This window comes from Vibrio sp. 10N.286.48.F5, assembly GCF_041469785.1.
Taxonomy (GTDB): Bacteria; Pseudomonadota; Gammaproteobacteria; order Enterobacterales; family Vibrionaceae; genus Vibrio; species Vibrio crassostreae_C.
In genome coordinates, this window is sequence record NZ_JBFRLG010000004.1 from 580,019 (window position 1) to 599,585 (window position 19,567).

Annotated in this window: 13 protein-coding genes; 10 read left to right on the top strand and 3 right to left on the bottom strand. The window is 44.3% G+C overall.

What is annotated here, in order from left to right; translation table 11 throughout:
- The first annotated feature begins 187 nt into the window (after nt 1-187).
- Together AB4185_RS05405 and AB4185_RS05410 are read left to right on the top strand one after the other, a co-directional pair.
- Nucleotides 188-1,246, top strand: a complete 1,059-nt coding sequence (locus tag AB4185_RS05405; protein ID WP_372135060.1) for a 3-deoxy-7-phosphoheptulonate synthase — start codon at nt 188-190, stop codon at nt 1,244-1,246.
- A gap of 12 nt (nt 1,247-1,258) precedes the next feature.
- Nucleotides 1,259-1,741 (top strand): YajQ family cyclic di-GMP-binding protein, encoded by a 483-nt coding sequence (locus AB4185_RS05410; protein WP_017063832.1) that lies wholly within the window; start codon nt 1,259-1,261, stop codon nt 1,739-1,741.
- 187 nt (nt 1,742-1,928) lie between these two features.
- Here AB4185_RS05410 and AB4185_RS05415 read toward each other — a convergent pair whose 3' ends face one another.
- Nucleotides 1,929-2,870 (bottom strand): bifunctional precorrin-2 dehydrogenase/sirohydrochlorin ferrochelatase, encoded by a 942-nt coding sequence (locus AB4185_RS05415; RefSeq protein ID WP_017059700.1) that lies wholly within the window; start codon nt 2,868-2,870, stop codon nt 1,929-1,931.
- 480 nt (nt 2,871-3,350) lie between these two features.
- Here AB4185_RS05415 and AB4185_RS05420 point away from each other — a divergent pair, with 480 nt between their 5' ends.
- The 6 genes from AB4185_RS05420 to AB4185_RS05445 all read left to right on the top strand — a co-directional run bounded on the left by AB4185_RS05420 (nt 3,351) and on the right by AB4185_RS05445 (nt 8,980).
- Nucleotides 3,351-4,379, top strand: coding sequence for an amino acid ABC transporter substrate-binding protein (locus AB4185_RS05420; RefSeq protein ID WP_017059701.1), 1,029 nt, complete (start codon nt 3,351-3,353; stop codon nt 4,377-4,379).
- Between the two features lie 71 nt (nt 4,380-4,450).
- Nucleotides 4,451-5,656, top strand: a complete 1,206-nt coding sequence (locus tag AB4185_RS05425) for an amino acid ABC transporter permease (RefSeq protein WP_017063829.1) — start codon at nt 4,451-4,453, stop codon at nt 5,654-5,656.
- A gap of 1 nt (nt 5,657) precedes the next feature.
- Entirely contained in the window at nt 5,658-6,755 is a 1,098-nt protein-coding gene (locus AB4185_RS05430) for an amino acid ABC transporter permease (protein ID WP_017059703.1), read from the top strand.
- Nucleotides 6,756-6,777: 22 nt separating this feature from the next.
- The gene (locus tag AB4185_RS05435) at nt 6,778-7,542 is read left to right on the top strand and encodes an amino acid ABC transporter ATP-binding protein (protein WP_017059704.1); all 765 of its coding nucleotides are present in this window, start codon (nt 6,778-6,780) and stop codon (nt 7,540-7,542) included.
- A 282-nt stretch (nt 7,543-7,824) separates the two neighbouring features.
- Nucleotides 7,825-8,490, top strand: a complete 666-nt coding sequence (locus AB4185_RS05440; protein WP_017057206.1) for a Bax inhibitor-1/YccA family protein — start codon at nt 7,825-7,827, stop codon at nt 8,488-8,490.
- Between the two features lie 160 nt (nt 8,491-8,650).
- On the top strand, nt 8,651-8,980 hold the full coding sequence (locus AB4185_RS05445) for a TusE/DsrC/DsvC family sulfur relay protein (protein WP_017057205.1): 330 nt from the start codon (nt 8,651-8,653) through the stop codon (nt 8,978-8,980).
- A 59-nt stretch (nt 8,981-9,039) separates the two neighbouring features.
- On the opposite strand, the gene yccX is transcribed toward AB4185_RS05445, so the two are convergent.
- On the bottom strand, nt 9,040-9,327 hold the full coding sequence (yccX, locus tag AB4185_RS05450) for an acylphosphatase (protein WP_017059706.1): 288 nt from the start codon (nt 9,325-9,327) through the stop codon (nt 9,040-9,042).
- Between the two features lie 88 nt (nt 9,328-9,415).
- Here yccX and AB4185_RS05455 point away from each other — a divergent pair, with 88 nt between their 5' ends.
- Together AB4185_RS05455 and AB4185_RS05460 are read left to right on the top strand one after the other, a co-directional pair.
- Complete coding sequence (locus tag AB4185_RS05455; RefSeq protein ID WP_372135062.1) at nt 9,416-10,819, top strand: methyl-accepting chemotaxis protein; 1,404 nt, start codon at nt 9,416-9,418, stop codon at nt 10,817-10,819.
- A 129-nt stretch (nt 10,820-10,948) separates the two neighbouring features.
- Nucleotides 10,949-12,142 carry a class I SAM-dependent methyltransferase gene (locus tag AB4185_RS05460; RefSeq protein WP_017059708.1) on the top strand — a complete coding sequence of 398 codons (1,194 nt, stop codon included), beginning with the start codon at nt 10,949-10,951 and terminating at the stop codon, nt 12,140-12,142.
- Between the two features lie 201 nt (nt 12,143-12,343).
- On the opposite strand, the gene AB4185_RS05465 is transcribed toward AB4185_RS05460, so the two are convergent.
- Nucleotides 12,344-19,567, bottom strand: a 7,224-nt coding sequence (locus AB4185_RS05465) for an Ig-like domain-containing protein (protein ID WP_372135064.1), incomplete at its 5' end; no start/stop codon positions are given.

Genomic DNA, 19,567 nt, shown 5'->3' on the forward strand with positions numbered 1-19,567 from the left:
GTTGTGTTCAAACGAAAATACCGATAGCTGCCTGTTAATACAAGTGAAAATCCCTTATTTGACGCTGGCCTGCTGATAAAAATAAGAATATTAGCAATAACTGAGATAACTTTGACTCAATAGAGTTTATTCCTCTGTTCAATTCCGTTATCTTAACCACTTCGCAATAGAATAAAAAAGCTATCACATGCCATTAAAAACTGATGAGTTGAGAACCCAAGCTCTGGGTCCTATGCCAACTCCTGCCGAACTAGGCAATGCACACCCTATTACTGACGACGTTGCTGAGCGCATTAAAAATTCTCGCCGCCAAATCGAAGATATCCTAACTGGTCGTGATAACCGCCTATTAGTTATCGTAGGCCCTTGCTCTGTTCACGATACAGATGCGGCACTTGATTACGCTGAGCGCCTAAGCAAAATTCAAGACCAGTACAAAGATGAACTGTTCGTTGTAATGAGAACCTACTTCGAGAAGCCTCGTACTGTTGTAGGTTGGAAGGGTTTGATTACAGATCCTAACCTTGATGGTTCATACGCACTTGAAACAGGCTTGAACAAAGCTCGTAAGCTTCTGCTAGATATCAACAAGCTTGGCCTAGCTACCGCGACTGAATTCCTTGATATGATCACAGGTCAGTACATTGCAGACCTTATCACTTGGGGTGCGATTGGCGCTCGTACAACTGAATCTCAGATTCACCGTGAAATGGCTTCTGCACTGTCTTGCCCTGTTGGCTTCAAGAACGCGACCAACGGCAACATCAAGATTGCTATCGATGCAATTCGTGCAGCACATGCTTCACACTACTTCTACTCTCCAGATAAGAACGGCCGCATGACGGTTTACCGTACTTCTGGCAACCCATACGGTCACGTTATTCTACGTGGTGGTGATAAAGGCCCTAACTTCGACGCTGAATCTGTAGATACTGCATGTAAGCAACTGGCTGAATTCGATCTACCTCAACGTTTGGTTGTAGACTTTAGCCACGCTAACTGTCAGAAGCAACACCGTAAGCAGTTAGAAGTTGCACAAGACATTTGTGAGCAAATTAAATCTAACAAGAACCAAATTGCAGGCATTATGGCAGAGAGCTTCATTATTGAAGGCAACCAGCCAATGACAGACATTAACAACCTAGATTATGGCAAGTCGATTACTGACCCATGCCTAAGCTGGGAAGATACTGCAACAATGCTAGACATGCTTGCAACAGCAATTAAAGATAGAAACTTAGCTTAAGGAAACAACACAATGCCATCATTTGACATTATCTCTGAAGTAGAAGCAGTAGAACTGCGTAACGCAGTAGACAACGCAAACCGTGAACTATCGACTCGTTTCGATTTCCGCGGCGTTGACGCAAGCTTTGATTACAAAGATGAATCAGTAAAATTGACTGCTCAAGACGATTTTCAACTGAAGCAAATGCGCGATATCCTTCGCAGCAACCTAACGAAGCGTAATGTTGATCCTAACGCGATGGAAGCGAAAGCGGCAGACCAAACAGGTCGCACTTGGCACCAAACGGTTATCTTTAAGCAAGGCATTGAAACTGATGTCGCTAAGAAGATCGTTAAGCTAATCAAAGACAACAAAGTTAAAGTTCAAGCTTCTATCCAAGGCGACAAAGTTCGTGTTACTGGTAAGAAGCGTGATGACCTACAAGCTGTTATGGCTCTAGTTCGCGGCGGTGAACTTGGTCAACCTTTCCAGTTTGACAACTTCCGCGACTAATTTTTGAGTTTGAGTGACCGCCTATTTGGGTTGCTCATTCATCAGCACAATGTCGTGTTTGAAATAGCAAAAAGCCACTTCTTTTGAAGTGGCTTTTTATTTATCTGGTCCAGCTTTAGTTTTATTCCGAGCCTCTAGCCGATTTAAAACAACCAGAAAGCTCTCATTTCAACTAGAAGCAACAGCCTCAACTGAGTACTTGGGCTGCTGACAATTTTAGGTCTTTGCCGACCAACAGATTAAACTCTACGCTTGCTGGTGGAATAAACACACACACTCGTAATTTCTCTGCTCTTGCTTGCTCAAGCTTTGTTGATAGCTCTCCGCTGTTGGCGTAGCTCTCTCTTTCTGCATCTCGGCGGCACAGGTCGATAAATTCAAATGGACAATCGCTCGGTGAAAGTACGAGCTCTGCCTCCTGCATCAAACGTAAAGCCTTCATAGACAACAGCTCGACATCTTGCTCGAATTCAATCCAAGTGACCTGCCCTTCGCTATCAATGCCTTCGGTTAGCGCTTGCTGGTAGTAAGACTCTAACTGCTCTCTGTCATTCACCTGCTCGATAAAGCTGGATGACAAGAAACGCTCCCAAAATTTACGACGCTCGTCGACGGTTGGGAATGACTCTTTGATTGAATTGCGTTTTGATGCACCGAAGTCTGCTATCAAACCTATGTTTTGTGGCAATACCGTTTCGAGTTTTTCTCTGATATTTCTTACTAAAACAGGTGATGCCCCGCCACTAGAGATGGCAATTTGGATTCTGCCGCGATTTATCATCGAAGGTGTGATGAAGTCGCAGTAAGGAAGATCGTCAACCACATTGACTAAAATGCCCAGTTTTTTCGCATCATTATACACTTGGTGATTCAAGCTTGGGTTGTCTGTTGTGGCCCAAACCTGCAAGTAATTTTTCGATATGATCTGTGACGAGTAAAAGTTTTGAACCCAGTGAAGCTTGTTCTCGTCCACAAGCTGCTTTAAGTAAGGCGCTACCTTGGGAGAGACCAAAGTCACATCCGCTCCCGCTCGTAGTAAGCTATCGACTTTACGGCAAGCAACCTCACCCCCACCAACCACTAAGATTGGCTTATTTTCTACATCCAAAAACATTGGGAAATAACGCATGTTCTTCCTTGAGACTACTTCAATAACTATTCAGCCATGCTACCAAATTTGGAGCATATTTATAACTATCGAAGTGTAATAAAAATATTTATTGACCAAATTTCAACATTTCTTAAGTTTAATATTTCATCATTGTGATGTGGATTCAGAATATTTATCTAGTCGATTATCAATATAAAAATCTAAATCTCGTTGCACCAACAGTGTGAACCGTTGCACTATTTACATTCACTTAACATTTGGTCATTCTAATTGTGTTCGGATTTGTGATTTCATTCAAAATTCTTTTTAAATTATACATTTGTGAAACTACGGATCCTTTCCTAACCTTATAAACAGTTGTTTAAATCGCACACAGTTTCATTTGCAAAATGCAACTCGTTTAATTTGAACAACAAGGTCATAGAAAACGCAACACATAAGAGAAACTCAAACGAGCACGAGTATCAGGTGTCACCTGGTTAACAAGGAAGGATACAAATGACAAATAAACTAACACTTCTTGCTTCAGTAGTAGCTGCATCAACTGCGATGATGGCAACATCGGCATCAGCGGCAGAAAGCACTCTGGACAAAGTCACATCTCAAGGATTTCTAACTTGTGGTGTAAGTACCGGTCTTCCAGGGTTCTCTAACCCTAACTCAAAAGGTGAATGGGAAGGAATTGATGTTGAGTATTGTCAAGCTCTTGCAGCGGCTGTACTCGGTGACAAGACTAAAGTTAAGTATGTACCTCTAACAGCAAAAGAGCGTTTTACTGCGCTTCAATCTGGCGAAATCGACGTACTATCTCGTAACACAACATGGACATTACATCGTGACACTGCTCTAGGTCTGAACTTCGTAGGCGTTAACTACTACGATGGTCAAGGCTTCATGGTTAAAAAAGAACTTGGCCTAACAAGTGCTCAAGAGCTTGATGGCGCTTCTGTATGTGTTCAATCAGGTACAACAACTGAACTTAACCTAGCCGATTACTTCCGTAACAGTGGCATGTCTTACAAGCCAGTGGTATTCGATACGGCAGCACAAACATCGAAAGGTTTCGACGCAGGTCGTTGTGACGTGCTAACGACTGACCAATCTGGTCTATACGCACTTCGCCTAAACCTAGCTGATCCTAAATCTGCAGAAGTACTTCCTGAAATCATCTCTAAAGAGCCTCTAGGCCCTGTTGTTCGTCAGGATGATGATCAATGGTTTAACGTTGCTAAGTGGACACTTTCAGCAATGATTAACGCGGAAGAATACGGCATCTCTTCTAAAAATGCAGACGAAATGCTTAAGTCAAAAGATCCAAACATCAAACGTATTCTTGGTGTAGACGGTCCTAAAGGTAAAGGCCTTGGCATTCGCGACGACTGGGGTTACCAAGTAATTAAGCAAGTTGGTAACTACGGTGAGAGTTTTGAGCGTACTGTTGGTACAGGTTCTCCACTTCAAATCTCTCGTGGTGTAAATGCATTATGGAATGCGGGCGGCTTTATGTACGCTCCACCAATCCGTTAATAAATTTTCAAGCATCAATTAGGGCGGAGTTTTCCGCCCTATTTATTAAATGGATTTGAGGTTATAGTAGTATGAAACCTAATGAAACTATTTCTCCAGCTCAGGCAAAGCCACAGCCCAAAAGTGCCAACTTATTTTACAACCCCACTTTTCGCTCCATCATTTTCCAAATTATCGCCGTCGGGGCGCTTTGTGCTTTCTTTTACACGATTGTAAATAATGCACTCACAAACTTAGATTCCCGTGGTATCACCACTGGTTTTGATTTTCTCTCACAAGAAGCTGGTTTTGGTATCGGCTTAACACTGATTGAATACGACGAGACCTACTCGTACGGTCGTACATTCTTTATCGGTCTTCTCAATACCGCTTTGGTTTCAGTACTCGGCATCATGCTAGCGACAGTGCTGGGCTTTAGTATGGGTATCGCTAGACTCTCTTCAAACTGGCTAGTTAGCCGATTTGCAGCTGTCTACATTGAGATATTCCGAAATATCCCTCTGCTATTACAAATCTTTTTCTGGTATTTCGCCGTTCTACAAGCCTTGCCTTCTGCTCGTCAAAGTATGAGTCTAGGTGAAGCAATTTTCTTGAACGTACGCGGGTTGTACTTCCCTGCTCCAGTCTTTGAGCAAGGCAGTAGCATTGTCATCGCATCATTGATTGTCGGTATTATCGCTACGTTTATTATCAACATCTGGGCTAAGAACAGACAGAAACTGACCGGCCAACAAACACCGATGTTGCGAATTGCCGCTGCGTTGATTTTAGGCTTACCGTTGATAACTTACTTTGTTATGGGCATGCCTATCTCTGCAGATTACCCTGTGTTGAAAGGGTTTAACTTCAAGGGTGGTGTTACGATAATCCCTGAGCTTGCTGCATTGATGCTCGCTTTAAGTATCTATACAGCAGCGTTCATTGCTGAGATTGTTCGTTCAGGTATTAACGCGGTAAACCATGGGCAAACTGAGGCTGCGATGTCTCTAGGCATCCCACGTTCTAGAACTCTAAAGCTTGTCATTATTCCACAAGCATTAAGAATCATTATCCCACCACTAACCAGTCAGTATCTAAACCTGACCAAAAACTCATCACTTGCGATGGCCATTGGTTATCCTGATCTTGTCTCTGTATTTGCAGGAACAACACTTAACCAAACTGGACAAGCTATCGAAGTAATCGCGATGACAATGGGCGTCTACCTAACCTTGAGCCTATTAACGTCCGCTCTAATGAACATATACAACCGCAAAGTAGCGTTGGTGGAGAGATAAGATGAGTACACATCAATTTCAACCTGATCTTCCGCCTCCAGCGAATACCGTTGGGCCAGTCGGTTGGTTAAGAAAAAATCTATTTAATGGACCTATTAACAGCGTCGTCACTGTGATTCTTGCTTACTTTGCTTTCACCCTATTATGGGCAATAGCGGATTGGGCATTCATCAGTGCCGACTGGATAGGAACCACACGCGATGCCTGTACTAGCGAAGGCGCTTGTTGGGTTTTTATCAGCGTTCGTTGGGACCAATTCATGTATGGCTTCTACCCAGAAGCTGAACTGTGGCGACCTCGCCTCTTCTACGCAACGTTGGCCATTTTTGTAGCCTTACTGGCTTATGAAAAAACACCTAAACGTACGTGGATTTGGTTGTTCTTCGTCAACATCTACCCATTTATCATTGCCGGCTTGCTATACGGTGGCGTCTTTGGGTTAGAAGTTGTTGATACCCATAAATGGGGCGGCCTATTGGTTACACTGGTCATCGCACTTGTTGGTATTGTAGTGTCACTCCCTATTGGTGTTGCACTTGCTCTTGGGCGTCGCTCAGAGATGCCGATCATTCGCAGTATGTGTACCGTATACATCGAAATTTGGCGTGGCGTACCGCTCATTACAGTTCTATTCATGGCTTCAGTAATGCTGCCACTCTTTTTATCAGAAGGGACAGAAACCGATAAGCTCATTCGAGCACTTGTAGGGGTAGTTCTATTCAGTGCAGCCTACATGGCCGAAGTAATTCGAGGTGGTCTACAAGCAATACCAAAAGGCCAATACGAAGCAGCTGATGCTCTGGGGTTAAGCTACTGGAAAAAGACCGGGCTTATCATTCTACCTCAAGCTCTTAAAATCACGATTCCTTCAATTGTGAACACCTTCATTGGTTTGTTTAAAGATACCAGTCTTGTTTTGATTATTGGTATGTTTGATGTACTAGGAATTGGCCAAGCCGCGAATACCGACCCTGAATGGCTTGGGTATTCAACAGAAAGTTATGTATTTGTCGCGTTAGTGTTCTGGGTGTTTTGTTTTGGCATGTCGAGATATTCGATATGGCTAGAAAACAGACTTCACACCGGTCACAAACGATAATTAACAAGATCAAGGACGTATTATGACGCAGCAGACAGAAAACAACTCTCAAGGTCTTATGATCGAGTTGAAAGACATGAACAAGTGGTACGGTGAATTCCACGTACTTAAGAACATCAATTTAGAAGTTAAAAAAGGCGAGAAAATCGTTATCTGTGGCCCTTCAGGCTCTGGTAAATCAACGATGATCCGCTGCATCAACCGATTAGAAGAGCACCAAAAAGGTCATATCTTCGTTTCAGGTAATGAATTAACGGAAGACCTAAAGAACATCGAAGCCGTGCGTAGAGATGTCGGCATGTGTTTCCAACACTTCAATCTGTTTCCACATCTGACGGTATTAGAGAACTGTACTCTGGCTCCAATCTGGGTCAAAAAGATGCCAAAAGAAGAAGCCGAAGCGATTGCAATGAAGTACCTAGAGCGCGTAAAAATCCCTGAGCAAGCGGACAAGTTCCCAGGTCAGCTTTCAGGTGGTCAACAGCAGCGTGTAGCTATCGCTCGCTCTTTGTGTATGAACCCTCAAGTGATGCTGTTTGATGAGCCAACGTCGGCGCTCGATCCAGAAATGGTTCGTGAGGTGTTAGACGTAATGGTTGAGCTTGCAGAAGAAGGCATGACGATGCTTTGTGTAACGCACGAGATGGGCTTTGCTAAAGAGGTCGCGGATCGCGTTATCTTCATGGATGCCGGTGAAATCATAGAAGAGAACAACCCTGTCGATTTCTTTGAAAACCCACAATCAGACAGAACGCAGAACTTCTTAAGCCAAATCTTACACCACTAATGTGTTATGATGCATAAACTACAGAGGCGGCTTAGGTCGCCTCTTTGTTTTCAGTGTTATAATTAGTTTTTCAAGATTATAAACAGCGATTCAGTGCGATTAAAATTGAACAACGAACCTTAACTGCACTTTAAGAAATACTTTGTTACACCTTCAGAAACACTTAACCGACTATTTTGATTATTATTTTACGTATACAAGAGGAATGAGAGACTTGATTTTTCGAACTTTCACCCCCATAAATGTACTAATAACTATTGAAGTCACCTTACGAGGAAGATTATGAACAGCCCTATGTTTTCACGCACAGCATCTCAAGAAAGTGCTCTGCAAACCAATAAAGTGTTGCGTAACACCTACGCATTACTGTCTATGACACTACTTTGGTCTGCTGTTGTAGCAGGCGTATCCATGGCGATGAACCTTCCTCGCCCGGGTCTTATTATCATGCTAGTTGGCTTCTACGGCCTACTTTTCCTAACAGAAAAGAACCGTGACAACAGCATGGGTCTAGTCTTCACATTCCTATTTACAGGTTTCTTAGGCTACACCATCGGTCCAATCTTAAACATGTACGTTGGCGCAGGCATGGGTGATGTCATCCTAACTGCACTTGGCGGTACAGCACTGGCGTTTATGGGCGCATCAGCTTACGCACTAACAACTAAGCGTGACCTGTCGTTCCTTAATGGCATGCTATTAGCTGGTTTCGTAGTACTACTTGTAGGTATGGTTGCAAACATCTTCCTACAAATGCCTCTACTATCATTGGCAATGAGCGGTATGTTCATCCTGTTCTCGACTGGTGTTATCTTGCTTACAACGCAAAACATCATTCGTGGCGGTGAAACAAACTACATCTCTGCAACGATCAGCTTGTACGTATCGATCTACAACATCTTCATCAGCCTACTAAGCATCCTAGGCATCATGGGCAGCGACGACTAATCGTTCCCATCATTGAAGAATATCTAGCCCAAGAGCCTACCTCTTGGGCTTTTTTGTATCTATAAGTACGATATTTCATTGGATAGCTATAATTTCTGTTGAGAAAGACAAACTTGGTCATGTACCCTATCCGCATAGTTAATTGGATTCTGGATTAAACATGTTTGAATATAACGGCAAGCAAATCGAAACCGACGCTCAAGGCTACCTATTGGATTACACGCAATGGGAAGAAGGCATGATTGAAATTCTTGCTCAAGACGAGGCGATTGAACTTACAGATGCACACTTAGAAGTCGTACATTTTGTAAGGAGCTTTTACGAAGAGTTCAACACCTCACCAGCGGTTCGCATGCTCGTTAAAGCAATGGAAAAAGCTCACGGCCCAGAAAAAGGCAATAGTAAGTACCTTTTCAAGTTATTCAAAAAAGGCCCTGCAAAACAAGCGACCAAGCTCGCCGGTTTACCTAAACCAGCAAAGTGCTTGTAAAACCTAACCCGCTTTAGGTCATTAAGTTACGTTCAATATAAAATACTGTAGTGCTACAACTACAGTATTTTAAACGCCCCTATGCGTACGTCTTGGCGCTCACTATCTTTAACTTGATGCATCACAACGTTGTCTACTGTTGCGCTCGAAGGGCCAATATAGAGCCAAGCATGTAACTTCTCAATTTGCTGACTCTCTCCGACAACTAACACTTCAACTCGACCATCATTTAAGTTCTTTGCATAACCTGAGAGACCCATAGCTTGCGCCTGCCTACTGGTGTGGTAACGGAACCCAACACATTGAACTACGCCTGACACGACAAAAATATATTGTGAACTTTCCATAACGTTGCCTCATAAATTATATGAATGATATAGTCGAGTTTCTATTCATTCACCGCTTATTGGTGGACTTACTTCGAGTATAACGATTATGAAAGAAATCCCATTTCGTTGGATTGACAAATATCTCATTCACCTAAAAATCCAAGAAAAGTTCTATCTACTCTTCTTATTGCCTCTTCTCGCCCTGATTATATTAACTCTCGTTTTAGATAGTGCCGCGGACTCTTTACTTGCTCACCTTTATCAAGAAGAAATGCTCTTGATGAAAGGGCTTATCGAAGCGGGTCAACTCACTAAAGATCAAGTAGCTCAGCTTGTCAGCAGCTCTGAAACCATCTCTTTAGGCTACGGTGCTGGTTCTGTTTCAGTGATGAATGGAGCGTTCAGCCTAGTTGCTAACCATGACCAAAACCTTTGGTCTGCTCTATCGACGACTCAGGTTTCTATCATCGCTGTAACCCTAACGCTTATCGCACTAGGTGTTTACTACATCATGACTTTCATTGGCGGCGCGATGTTCTCTATGAACAAAGCTTTGAACACCCTAGCGAATGGCGACTTAACTTGCCGTATGAACTACTTCTTAGTTCGTGACGAGTTTAGTGAAATCGCGATTACAATCGATAAAGTTGCGGAGCGTGAACAAAACATGGTTCTATCAATCCAAGAGTCTGTCGCTCTCATGCAGCAAATCAGCTCGGACTTGAACCAGTCAACACAACAAAGTTCAGACATCTCAGGTAACCAACAGGAACACCTGAATAGCTTGGCAAGTGCAACGGAACAAATGGCGGCTACCATTCGCGAAGTCGCTACCCTTGCTCATGAGTCTAGTTCACAAACGATGGACGCTCGCGGCGTTGCTCAGAGCGGTCAAGTCAAGGTTTCAAATACACTGGAGTCTATCTCTAGCCTATCTCAAGAGATCCAGTCCGCTTCACAAGCAGTAGAAGAACTGGATGCCAACGCAGCGCAGATCGATGAAGTAGTCACAACCATCAACGGTATTTCTGAACAGACTAACCTGTTGGCGTTGAACGCCGCTATCGAAGCCGCACGTGCTGGCGAGCAAGGTCGTGGATTTGCTGTTGTTGCCGATGAAGTTCGTGCCCTTGCCGGTCGTACTCAGCAAGCAACGGTTGAAATCCAAAGCATGATTGAATCATTACAACGTAACAGCCAATCACTGACCAAGCTGATGGAAGTCACGGTGAACAATGCTAATGAAGGCCAAACACTGATGTCAGAAGTGAACGTCGAGATCGGTTCATTAGCGGAAAAGAACCAGTCTATTTCAGATAGCAGCACTCAAATTGCTACCGCAGCTGAAGAACAAGGCGTAGTTGCTGACAACATTGCACAAAGTGTTGAAGAGATTCGCCATCAATCAGACAGCATCTGCGAGATGATCAGTAAGAGTAATTCCAATGTTGACCAACTTCGTAAACAAAGCGATACGATGGAAGGTTTACTGACAGGTCTTAAAGCTTAATACTGTTCTCCAACCACAATGTGTTGATTAATCATTACTAGGGCTGCTTTTGCAGCCCTTTCTTATTTGCTTTTCACCTGTACTTCCCCGACAATACATCTCCTTCAAATTCAACAAACAGAGTAAATTATGACTCCTTCAATTCATCTAGCTAAAGGCCGAGATAAATCACTACGCCGCAAACACCCTTGGGTATTTTCACGCGGTATCGATAAGGTCGAAGGCGAACCAAAACAAGGTGAAACTGTAGACGTATATGCTCAAAATGGTCAGTGGCTTGCAAAAGCGGCTTACTCACCAGAATCTCAAATTCGAGCTCGTGTTTGGACATTTGAAAAAGAAGAGATCAACAAGGCGTTCTTCGTAAAACGAATTCAAGACGCACAGTCTTTACGTGAGGACATTATCGAACGTGATGGTCTAACGGGCTACCGCCTAACGGCCGCAGAATCTGATGGCTTGCCAGGTATCACAATCGACAAATACCAAGACTTCCTAGTTTGCCAACTGCTAAGTGCTGGCGCTGAGTTTAACAAAAGCGTATTGGTTGAAGCGTTAATCGAGTGCTTCCCTGACTGCAACATCTACGAGCGTTCAGACGTGGCAGTTCGTAAGAAAGAAGGCCTAGAACAAGTTGTCGGCGTTCTTCATGGTGAAGAGCCACCAAAATCTATCGTGATTGAAGAAAATGGCGTTAAAATCAGCGTGAACATTATGGAAGGCCACAAAACAGGCTTCTACATGGACCAACGTGATAGCCGCAAAGAATCGATGAAGTACGTTAAAGGCAAAGATGTCCTTAACTGTTTCTCATATACAGGTGGCTTTGGCCTTTACGCACTTAAAGGCGACGCGAAGCGTGTTATCAACGCTGACGTATCTCAACTAGCTCTTGATACAGCTAAATTCAACGCTGAACTTAACGAGTTTGATATATCGAAAAAGCGCGCTGTATTCCTAAACGCTGACGTTTTCAAACTGCTTCGTGAGTACCGTGACCAAGGCACTAAGTTTGACGTCGTGATCATGGATCCGCCAAAATTTGTTTCAAGCAAGAATAACCTAACTTCAGGCGCTAACGGCTACAAAGACGTTAACATGCTTGCGATGCAAATCCTGAAACCAGGCGGCACTCTACTCACCTACTCTTGCTCTGGCTTAATGGGTACTGATTTGTTCCAAAAAATCATTGCTGATGCAGCATTAGATGCAGGCCGCACTGTTAAGTTCGTAGAACGCTTCGAGCAAGCAGCCGATCATCTAACAGACACAGCCTACCCAGAAGGTTTCTACCTGAAAGGCTTTGCTTGTAAGGTCTTGTAATCGAGTTCCTTGACTCGCTCTCAAGCTTTCGAGCCAAACATTTATCATAAAAAAGACCACCATTGAAAATGGTGGCCTTATTCTTTTCGGCCTATCCAGCCTAAACCACTGAACTTCTAGCTATATTAGCGTGGGATAAACACAGCCCAAGGGTAATCAAGCGAGTTCAGGCGTTGATTAAGCGCCTGAAACTCTGACTGGTCAATCATTAGTTAGTGTTTTCAAACTATCCAGCAAACTGCTGGTAATGTCCGTGGTATCCGCTCCATTAAAGTCAATCTGCATAGTCTGATCACCTTTCGTAATCGTCAGTTCTGCTACGTCATCATGCTCACTAATAGTGACAGTGTAACCACCACCTTCACCAGAGTGCGGGTCACTATCTTGCAATGAAGTAAGCAAGTCGGCAAGCTCTTGCTGATCATCCTTGAGGTCAGCAAATAAGTCAGCTAAATCAATACGGTCACCTTCATCATAATCAAAGTCGGTAACGGTATCGGTTGAGCTATCCATATCGACCCACTTGAACAAGTCCGCATCCGCACCGCCGGTCAGAATATCATTACCCAAACCACCAATTAGGATGTCATCACCAGTGCCGCCCATAAGGAAGTCATCACCTAAGCCACCATCGAGGACATCATTACCTGCATGACCGAGGATGACGTCATCACCATCGGTTCCTCTTACTTGGTCATCGCCAGTGGAAGCAGTGAAAGACGAGGACTCAACACGGTTGACCTGACCATTGTGGCTGACATTCAGTGTAACCAACTGTTCAGTCGTTTGACCATTGCTATCTTCGACCAAAAGCACGATCTCGAAACCAACAGCCTTACCTTCGTCAATTGTCGGAGCAGTGTCACTTGGTTGGAAATAGTAAGAACCATCTGAACCAATACGGAATACACCATAATCGGTATCAACAACCAGCTCATTGCCGACAGTATCTTTGGTGAAGCTTAATCCAGAAGGTGCAACAGATACATCGCCATCTTGGTTAATAAACTGAGCCACTTGTGCATTCGACTCATCAATCACGATGGCAGCCGCCTCAGCCCCCGCTATCGCCATCAGCAACGAGCCAGAAACACCAATAGTTGGCCGCAATTTAGGTAGATCTGTAGTGATTTTTGAGTCAGGAATATAAACAACATTTTCTGCACTACCCGCTACCTTAATAAGACCGTCAGCCGGTATCCGATTAGGATCGCCCACTCCAACTGCAGTTACCTGTTTATCCGCCATAAACTGAGCCCAGTCTGAACCAATATTACCCCTATTACTTTCACCATCACTCAAGAAGTAAATAACATCATTGGTTTCACCTTTGATATTAGTCACTTGGCTTTCATTATAGCCCTCCATCACTGCATCCAAGCCAGAATCATAGTTAGTCCAGCCATCTGGATCGAACTCACCATCATAGTTCCACTTATCTACAGTATCTGACGCTTTTTGCAATATGGAAATCGCCTCGGATACCGTCATCCAAACACTGGTATTCGCTCCTCTACCACTCTCGACTAAAGATGCGCTCGTATCAAAATCAACAAGCTGTACTAAGACATCACCACTACCATGTTGGCTTTTAACATTATCTAATAAAGAAATGGATGCCTCCAACACGTATTCAATTCTCATGTCGGAGAGCCCGCTTGGGACATCATCCATAGATCCAGAAGAGTCAATGACTAGAGAGATAAGTGTTATTGGCACATCACCGCCTTGATCGGCTATAGCATCCGTACTAGCACCACTATTAACCGTGGTCGTATTGCCAGCTTGGTCACTATCCAAGCCGATTTCTTTGGCCACGGCAGTGACGTCAATGTCTAGGGTATCTGTTGATTGGTACTTAACAGCTAGGGTGTCGTAATTCACAGCCTGAGTTGACTGTCCTGTTACATCGATCACCCAGTCATCACCATCTTTAATACCAACAACTTGACCCGTGCCCTTATCGAAGATTTGGGCATCACCCGGCAAGCCACTAATACGTACTTCATCAAGATACTCACTACCATCACGGTCCGATACGGAAGCTGAGATATTCAGCTCTGTTACAACCTCTTGAAGTACAGTGGGCGTACCATCTGTATTGAGCTCTACGATGGCATCAGCAAAGATTAGGCGCTCTATTTCATAAAGGTGCTCGCCTTCTGATACTGGAGTATTGTCGTCTTGAGTATCAATACCGCGTTTATCTACAACATGCCAATATGGTTTGTCAGTATTCCCATGATTATTATAAAAATCAAACGTATAGTCGGAAAGATTACCAGTGTAAACCACTGTATCCAGACCTAAATCAAGTGACGAGCCATCACCACCTACAATATTGTCATTGCCCTGACCACCAACAAAGACGTCATCTCCATTAGTCTGCATCACCCAGTCATTGCCATCTTTAACCCAACTCCCGGTATCACCAGTTAATTGATCGACTTGGTCTGTTCCAACTTTAATATCACTGGTTTGTTTACCGATATCGCTATGACCTAACTCTGCGTGCTCTGGATCAGATAGGCTTGTCGATGAATCAGCAAAAATTAGCTTTTGATAAAGGCTAGAGTTGATTGTCGTATTACTGTAAGTCGAATCACCAAGACTCACAGTGAGATTCGGCGCATCTGTTACTGGCATAACTTCTAGGTTAAGCGACTCAGTGGCCCCTGTATTAGTGGTGTACTCGACTGTTGGAACACTGCCTGACCAATCGTCTTTCGGTTCAAAGCTATAATTACCATTAGCATCGATAGTAAACGTACCTTCATCAAGGGTTATCGACTGATCCACCTGATAGTCAGTGCCATCGATCTTAACGCCTACCACTTGCAGCACATCGTCAGCATCGCTGTCGTTCGCTAATACATTACCAGTAATCATCTGATCTTCATTGGCAGAGTTGGTGTCGCTTTCTGTTAGTGTAGGCTCACTTTCATGCACCACTACCTCGATATCGAGTGTGGATTGAGCTTGGCTATCATTAGCATTCTCTGAGCTCACAGCCGTTACTGTCAAAGTGAAGTCTTCGTGGCTCCCAGGAGGCGGCGTGACCGTCAAATTATCGAGAGCCCAATCAGTCACGGTAATTGGCTGAATAGGCTGACCATTTTCATCTGTCTCACCGTTTATGGTGATAGTATTACTACCATCACTGATAGTAGCACCCACAGGAATACCAGAAAGTAGAACAGACAAGGTTTCTGAATCATCAGTCAATGATGCGTCAATTTCCGACAATGGAATGGCAGTGTCTTGACGCCCTTCATTAACAGAATATGTCTCATAATAATCGAAACCCTTATCATCAGTCTGCAACGCAGAAAGACGAACGTCTGTACCTTGTGCTGAATCGACGTCAGTCACGATCGAAAGCTGGCTATTCGCCAAGTCAACAGGATCAGCGCCATTAATAGATACATCAACGTTAAAGTTGCCCTGTCCACTTTGGTTATGGTGGTAAATCGCGATTGGATAGTAGCCTGACTCGGTTGGCGTAAACGCCGCACCCTGAATATCACCGCTCGAGTCGCCCCAACGGCCCTCATCGACCAGCTGTCCACCCAAAGTAATCGCAATGCTATCATCCCCGCGCCCAACAAAATCGTAAGAAACGTTGGCTTCCAAGTAAACGAGTCCAGTTACTATTACCGCTTGATCCGGATCAGTAGCATTGCTTGCACTATCCTCAGTATTCGCCGTCGTAGACTGCGCCGCATCCGCTGTATCCAGTTGAGATAGCTGCGCAACCAAATCACTACCTGGCACCCCACTGCCGCTACCATACGTCGAATCATCGATGACCACATTGTCCCAAGTCGAGACATTAAACTCCTGCGACGGCAAGTCAGGATCTTGCGTTTTTAGGCTTAGGTTTGGTGCATCAGCGACAGGTGTCACATTGATAGTCAACGCGGCTGATTCACTCATGTTGACACCGTCAGACGCCTCAAAACCAATTTGGCTGCTACCAGACAGGTTATTGTCTGGTACAAATCGTACCTGGTTGTTGTCAAATACTGACTTATCCAACTCTTGATCTGCTGCTACCGCTTGCCAGCCATCAATCTCATCATAATATTTTAACAGTCCACCTTCAGGTAAAGCGGTGATGGTAACTGACAATGAGGATTCATCTGAATCACTGTCAACAACGCCTAAAGAAGCCCAGCTAATGACCGTAGAGTGATCTTCATCAGTGGTGACTTCACCTGGATTGGCAACTGGCGCCGTATCCACATGATAACCACCATCTCTATTGTCTCCGCTAACCGTTGTCGTCACTGTGAATGGGTTACCGGCCTCATCACTGCCAGTGACGCTCGCTACAAGGGAACTATCCGCATCCGACGCCAGCACACTGCCCGGTACACTAATGCGATACGTACCATCCGACGCAACGGTGCCTGTATATGTAGTCAACGCTTGGTCTTCTGCCTGCAGCGTCAACGTCACCGTATCACCTTTTTCCGCATCACCACCAACACGGCCCGTAATGACCACACTTTGAGCCGCTTCTTGAGCATCAAGAATGTCATCGCTAGTGATAGCATCAATGGTAATACTGGCCGAAGCACCTGTATCCACAATCACCTCGAGATCGCTAGAGGTAGCTGTATTGCCAGAATCATCAGTGACCTGGACACTCCACTGCTGATTACCAGCGTTGGCTTCATTTTCTGGAGTAAAGTACCAGACCCCATCAACCTGATCTAAATCTCCTTGAACGACGACGCCATCTTTAAATACCTCAATACCTTCGGCTACGACGTCGCTGTCAACATTACCCAGAGCAAAGGTTGGCGTTGTATCTTTAGTGATGTTGTCTGTATCACTATCACCCGTATCACTTGATGCAACAAGATCTATCGTTGGCGTAGTTATTGAGCTATCCGTTGTTGAACTGTTCACGGTGATCACACTGCTACCTTCGCCTTTATCGCTATCCGTAGCGGTGTAAGCGATCTCTTCCGATACAGCTGCATCAATTATATCGACGCCTTGTAAGGTGATGTTTGAGTTATGACTGGTATCTTCTGTACCACCTTTCGTCGTAAACACGCGGATTTCATCAAAACCGCCCTCATAATGGATATTGGCAACAAACTCGCCTGAGCCATCATAGACAGACGGGTCAACACTATCATCGAAAACAAACTCAACAGGGTCTCCGTTTGCATCTGTAACAACTTGACCATCTTTAAACAGTAATATGTGGATCTGAGCGTCTGCGCTATCACCGTCTTCATAGTTACCCCAGATACTACCGATCTTCACATTAACTTGTGTAATCGTAATATCTGTGTTGCCCCCACCGACGTGACTAAAGTCTACGGCAATAAAATCTTTCTGACTCACATCGATTTCTTGGTCGCCAACTCCCAGTCCTTCGGAACCAGCCTTAACGCTGCCTTCTTGACCATTGTATAGCTTGCTACTCGTTTCGTTACCACTGCCATCTGGGCGAACACCTTCAAATCGGCCGCCAGAAATAACAATACCATTACTAGCTTCAAACTCCGATACGGTATTGTTATCAACGTTAAAATCAACAGACGCATCAAAACTCATAAACTCATTGATATCGTCACGAAGTTGATATTCTACGACGTCACTTTCACTAATTTGCATCCCAGTTGTTACTTCAGTTCGAACATCACCGTCAATAATGTACAGAGTGCCTAACTCTGGATTTTGATCAATTGACACAGTCAACGCATCTTCATCTTCTTGGTCAATAACATGCTCATCGAAACTAAAGCTAGCGCTTGACTGACTCCCAAGTTCAACTGTGAAGTCGTCTGCGTCAGGAGCATCATTCATCGCCAAGGCATCGTTATCGCTGAACTCTTGACTGTTACCGTAGTTCAAACTCGCTGACACGTTAAGCTCTGAGTCAACTAAGGTAGCATTGATGCCGAAGTTTAAAGTTCCAGTACTGATGTGGTCATCGGTTAGCGTGATTGGGCTTTGTGCAATTGCTTGTCCTTCCGCCATGATTATCAACGTCGCCCCAGCAACAGCACCGGCCGGCAAACCAATCGTATAATTAATGGTACTGCGATCGCTATTGATTACTTCATCTTCATCGCGTTCGATCTCAATCGTTGGCGAGAACAGCTCATCAAAGGTCGCCTTATCGCCGCCTTTAAATTCGAACTCCTCAAACTCGATAAAGGTATTCACATCTCCGCTATCGGTATTCTCAGAAATAGTCACAGAGCCATCAGCATTGAGTACGATACTCGCCTGGTCAATATTAAAATCAAAGACAGCTTTGTCATTACCCGCGCCGCCATCGGCAACCATTAGATCATTAGCATCATCAACGTCAACTTTGAGAACATCATCACCCTCACCAAGCAGGACAAAGTCGTCACTGCCTTCATTAAGCGCAGGATCAAAGTCACCGTGGTAATAATGCACCGTCTCGCTTGCATCGCTCTCGTTACCTGCTACGTCGACTTGGGTAGCCGTGAAGAATTCATTGTCGTTGACTTGAGTATTGGTTAAGTCTGAAATATCAAACGACCAATTACCCTCGCCATCCACAGTAACGGTACTGTTTTGATTAATTAGGTTTCCATCTTCATCAAATATCTTAATCTCGAGACCTGGCTCACCTGTACCATGTAAGATAACAACTGAATAATCGTCATCAGATGAATCGTCGGTGATATTGGTAATGACCGGTGCATCTGGGGCTGTGGTGTCTTTCTCTATAGTTTTCGCCAAAGAATCAAAAGTATTACCCGCTTCATCTGTTGCATTTACCACAACGGACAAATCTCCGTCTTCTAAGTCGCTCACATCAACGCCCGTAATAACGAAGTCGGTATACGAGGTACCACCACTATTATCAATCACCTCTTGTACTACGGAAGAGCCATCGATAACCACGGTATCTCCATTAGAGTCAGTGAATGTAATAGAGTTTATTGTCGCAGATTCGTTGACAAACCCACTGACGTTAACACTGGTTTGTTCGGTGAAATTAATAATGTTATCACCATCATTAAAGGTTCCGTCTGTAGGAGTGAAATCAAACACAATACTACGGTCAACTTGGTACGATTCGTTTTCACTGGCCTCGAACGTGTTGCCTGCAGCATCAGTACCAGTAACTTTTGCAAATACCTGAGGTGATGTTGCGTTGTTATTTGCTAACTCGGAACCAGCAACGATAGCTGAGAATGTGTAACGGCCTTGGTCATCCTTCACTTCTAAGACTTCTACCTCGACCAATGAATCGCCACTCTCCTCGTTCAACCAGATGCTGACCGTATCACCAGGCTGAGCGTCACCAGTGACATAACCACTAATAGTAATATTGGCTTGGGCCTCGTCATCATTGATGATTCCGTCTTCGGTGATGGTGTCGATGAAAATACCGGCATTGGCGTCGGTATCGATGGTCAC

Coding starts and splice junctions, on each gene's coding strand:
- AB4185_RS05405 (WP_372135060.1), top strand. CDS start 188: ATGCCATTAAAAACTGATGAGTTGAGAACCCAAGCTCTGGGTCCTATG.
- AB4185_RS05410 (WP_017063832.1), top strand. CDS start 1,259: ATGCCATCATTTGACATTATCTCTGAAGTAGAAGCAGTAGAACTGCGT.
- AB4185_RS05415 (WP_017059700.1), bottom strand. CDS start 2,870: ATGCGTTATTTCCCAATGTTTTTGGATGTAGAAAATAAGCCAATCTTA.
- AB4185_RS05420 (WP_017059701.1), top strand. CDS start 3,351: ATGACAAATAAACTAACACTTCTTGCTTCAGTAGTAGCTGCATCAACT.
- AB4185_RS05425 (WP_017063829.1), top strand. CDS start 4,451: ATGAAACCTAATGAAACTATTTCTCCAGCTCAGGCAAAGCCACAGCCC.
- AB4185_RS05430 (WP_017059703.1), top strand. CDS start 5,658: ATGAGTACACATCAATTTCAACCTGATCTTCCGCCTCCAGCGAATACC.
- AB4185_RS05435 (WP_017059704.1), top strand. CDS start 6,778: ATGACGCAGCAGACAGAAAACAACTCTCAAGGTCTTATGATCGAGTTG.
- AB4185_RS05440 (WP_017057206.1), top strand. CDS start 7,825: ATGAACAGCCCTATGTTTTCACGCACAGCATCTCAAGAAAGTGCTCTG.
- AB4185_RS05445 (WP_017057205.1), top strand. CDS start 8,651: ATGTTTGAATATAACGGCAAGCAAATCGAAACCGACGCTCAAGGCTAC.
- yccX (WP_017059706.1), bottom strand. CDS start 9,327: ATGGAAAGTTCACAATATATTTTTGTCGTGTCAGGCGTAGTTCAATGT.
- AB4185_RS05455 (WP_372135062.1), top strand. CDS start 9,416: ATGAAAGAAATCCCATTTCGTTGGATTGACAAATATCTCATTCACCTA.
- AB4185_RS05460 (WP_017059708.1), top strand. CDS start 10,949: ATGACTCCTTCAATTCATCTAGCTAAAGGCCGAGATAAATCACTACGC.